The organism is uncultured Thiodictyon sp. (assembly GCF_903828115.1).
Classification (GTDB): Bacteria; Pseudomonadota; Gammaproteobacteria; order Chromatiales; family Chromatiaceae; genus Thiodictyon.
On record NZ_CAIKKU010000080.1, the window covers coordinates 1 to 2,809 of the forward strand.

General features: G+C 65.4%; 4 protein-coding genes. All 4 read right to left on the bottom strand.

What is annotated here, in order from left to right:
* Positions 1 to 19 precede the first annotated feature (19 nt).
* On the bottom strand, positions 20 to 199 hold the full coding sequence (locus tag QZY48_RS02885) for a hypothetical protein (protein WP_295427453.1): 180 nt from the start codon (positions 197 to 199) through the stop codon (positions 20 to 22).
* 99 nt (positions 200 to 298) lie between these two features.
* Positions 299 to 1,102: a protein phosphatase 2C domain-containing protein gene (locus QZY48_RS02890; RefSeq protein ID WP_295427456.1), complete on the bottom strand. Its 804-nt coding sequence runs from the start codon at positions 1,100 to 1,102 to the stop codon at positions 299 to 301.
* Between the two features lie 60 nt (positions 1,103 to 1,162).
* Complete coding sequence (locus tag QZY48_RS02895; RefSeq protein ID WP_295427458.1) at positions 1,163 to 1,924, bottom strand: DsbC family protein; 762 nt, start codon at positions 1,922 to 1,924, stop codon at positions 1,163 to 1,165.
* 78 nt (positions 1,925 to 2,002) lie between these two features.
* Entirely contained in the window at positions 2,003 to 2,485 is a 483-nt protein-coding gene (locus QZY48_RS02900; RefSeq protein WP_295427461.1) for a YajQ family cyclic di-GMP-binding protein, read from the bottom strand.
* Between the last annotated feature and the right edge of the window lie 324 nt (positions 2,486 to 2,809).

Below are 2,809 nucleotides of genomic sequence, written 5' to 3' on the forward strand. Positions count from 1 at the left end.
CCAGAGGCCGGAGTGATGATCAAGGCGCTACGGGCGCGCCCGCGAAACGCGGAATGAGTTGGTGCAGGTATTCGACGAAGACCTGGGGCGCGGCGGACGAGATCACGACGGTCCGGCCTGGGAACTGCAGCACGACCAGAAAGCTGTTGGAGACCTGGCGGATGGTCGCGGCGAGGGTGCGATCGACGAAGGGCGACATGGGCTTCGGCTAATCTGGGAGTGAACTCCAGATTAGCCGAAGGCAGGCCGCCGCTGCAATGGCCCCAGACTTGAGCACCCAAGGCCGCGACGGTGCACTTTAAAGCGCCCCCACCGGTGCCGGGCCATCCGGCGCATCTTCAGCAGGCCGATCGCCGACCCGCAGCAGGGCCAGTGTGATGTTGTCGGTCCCGCCGCGCTCGTTGGCGAGTCGGACCAGGGCCTCGGCGGCGGGACCCAGTTCGCTCTTGCCGGCGGCGACCAGGATCTGCCGCAGCCAATCCACCGGCACCATGCCGGTGAGTCCGTCGGTGCAGAAGAGGTAGATGTCGCCGGTCTGCAGCTCCGTGACGCCGGAGTAGACGCGCACCTCGGCGGACGAACCCAGGGCGCGGGTCAGGATGTTGTCCCCGATACCGTAGTGCCGGGCGTCCTCCAGGGTGCGGAAGAAGCCTTGGTCGACCACCTCCTGGATGAACGAGTGGTCGTGGGAGAGTTGTTCCAGGCGTTCACCACGCAGGCGATACAGGCGCGAATCGCCCACGTTGGCATAGGCCAGCCAGTCCGCGCCGGCAAAGCCCAGGACCACGGTAGTTCCCATGCCGACACAATCGGTCTTGGTCTGGGACAATTGCCAGACGGCCCGATTGGCCTCCTCCACCGCCGCCTCGGTCAGCAACCGTGCCTTGTCGACGTCGGTCCGCGGCAGGGTCTGACGCTTGAAACGCTCGCGGATCGTGTCGGCGGCGAGTCGGCTCGCCACCTCCCCGGCGCTGGCGCCGCCGACCCCGTCGGCGACCACCACCAGACCCATGTCCGCGTGAACGGTGACCGCGTCCTCGTTGCGCGTGCGCACGCGCCCGCGGTCGGTACGCCAGGCATATTCCAGTTTGTAGGCCCACATCGCGACCGCCTCCGTGTCGACCTCAGACCAGGGTGCGGTGGGCCAGGCCCCCGTTCCCGCTCAGCGGACGGTGCCGCTTACCGCGCCGGGGCCGCTCGCGGGCCCGGCAGCCAACTGCGCCGCCAGCCGCTTAGGCTCCACATAGCCCGGAATCATTTCGCCGGTGTCGGTGAGGATGGCCGGGGTGCCGCGCAGGCCGAGTTCTTCGCCCGCCGCCATGTGGGCATCCACCGGGTTGTCACAGGTCTTTTCATCGACGCTCTTGCCGGCCTTGGCGGCCGTCAGGGCGGTGCGGCGCGCCGCCGCATCACCCGCACACCACACCGAGACGGCCTCCTTGTAGGCCGGGCTGTCCTTGCCGGCGCGCGGGAAGAAGACGTAGCGCACGCGGATACCCTCCTTGCCGTACTCCGCGATCTGACTGTGGAGCTTGCGGCAGTAGCCGCACTCGATGTCGGTGAAGACCGTAACCGTGTGCTTGGCCTCGGCCGCGGGCTCGAAGATCACCATCTGGGACTCGCCCAGGCCGTCCACCAACTGCTTGCGCGCGCCGGACAGGCGGGGCTCGGTCAGGTCCTCCCGGCTGGTGAGGTCGACAATGCGCCCGTCCACGAAATAGCGGCCGTCGGCCGTGACGTACATCATCTGGGTTCCGACCAGGACCTCGAAGAGCCCCTTCACCGGTGACGGCGCGATACTCGTGATCTTGATGCCGGGGATGACCTTGGTCAGGGCGGCGCGAATACTGTCCTCGGGCGCGGCGAGCAGGCTGCCGGCGGCAAGCCACAGGACGGCGGCGACGATCAAACGGGGGCTATGCATGGTGGTTCCTCGGGTCTCCAAAATCGGTAGGCTCCGGGGACGCTGCCGCGTCGCGCCGGTCGCCGTGGGGAATGCGCTTCAGTCTCTAAAATTACTGACTTTTATCGGCAACCCCCAGTCCTCTGCGCGCAACAGGGCGATGGCCTCCTGGAGGTCATCGCGGTTTTTTCCGGTGATCCGGACCTGGTCCCCCTGGATCTGCGCCTGGACCTTGAGTTTGCTGCCCTTGACAGTCTTGACCATCGACTTGGCGGTTTCCGTGTCCACACCCTGCTTGAGGCGGACCTCCTGGCGCGCGGTACTGAGCGTTACGGCGGGGGCCTGGGGGTCCAGGGCCTTGAGGTCGACCGCGCGTTTGACCAGTTTCTGACGCAGGATATCCATCATCTGCTGGAGTTGGAACTCCTGCTCGGCAGTCATCATGATCTGTTCGTCGGCCAGCTCGAAATGCGCCTTGACGCCCTTGAAGTCGAACCGGGTCGCAATCTCCCGGTTGGCTTGATCGACCGCGTTACGGACCTCCTGGAGGTCGATCTCGGATACGATGTCAAACGAAGGCATTCACTCAAGCCCTTGATTAGTTGAACAATTTTTAAGAACGCATGACCACGGACCGGCGAGCCACCTCGGGGCTCCTCGTCCGAGCGCGTACGATAAAGCAAGCCGCGCCCGGCTGCCAGGAGCACGCGCCGCGGGGGTGCGATCATAACTGATGTGTTAACGCACATGTCGTAGGGTACGCTTCGGGTACCCGCCAAGCTGCCACGACCGCCCGAGCTGGGTACGCGATACATACCCTGCGGCTACAGCGACCGGACGTTCTCACGGACGGTTGTCGTTGTCGTTGTCGTTGTCGTAATCGTAGTCGGATTATTCGATTACGAC

Coding starts and splice junctions, on each gene's coding strand:
- QZY48_RS02885 (WP_295427453.1), bottom strand. CDS start 199: ATGTCGCCCTTCGTCGATCGCACCCTCGCCGCGACCATCCGCCAGGTC.
- QZY48_RS02890 (WP_295427456.1), bottom strand. CDS start 1,102: ATGTGGGCCTACAAACTGGAATATGCCTGGCGTACCGACCGCGGGCGC.
- QZY48_RS02895 (WP_295427458.1), bottom strand. CDS start 1,924: ATGCATAGCCCCCGTTTGATCGTCGCCGCCGTCCTGTGGCTTGCCGCC.
- QZY48_RS02900 (WP_295427461.1), bottom strand. CDS start 2,485: ATGCCTTCGTTTGACATCGTATCCGAGATCGACCTCCAGGAGGTCCGT.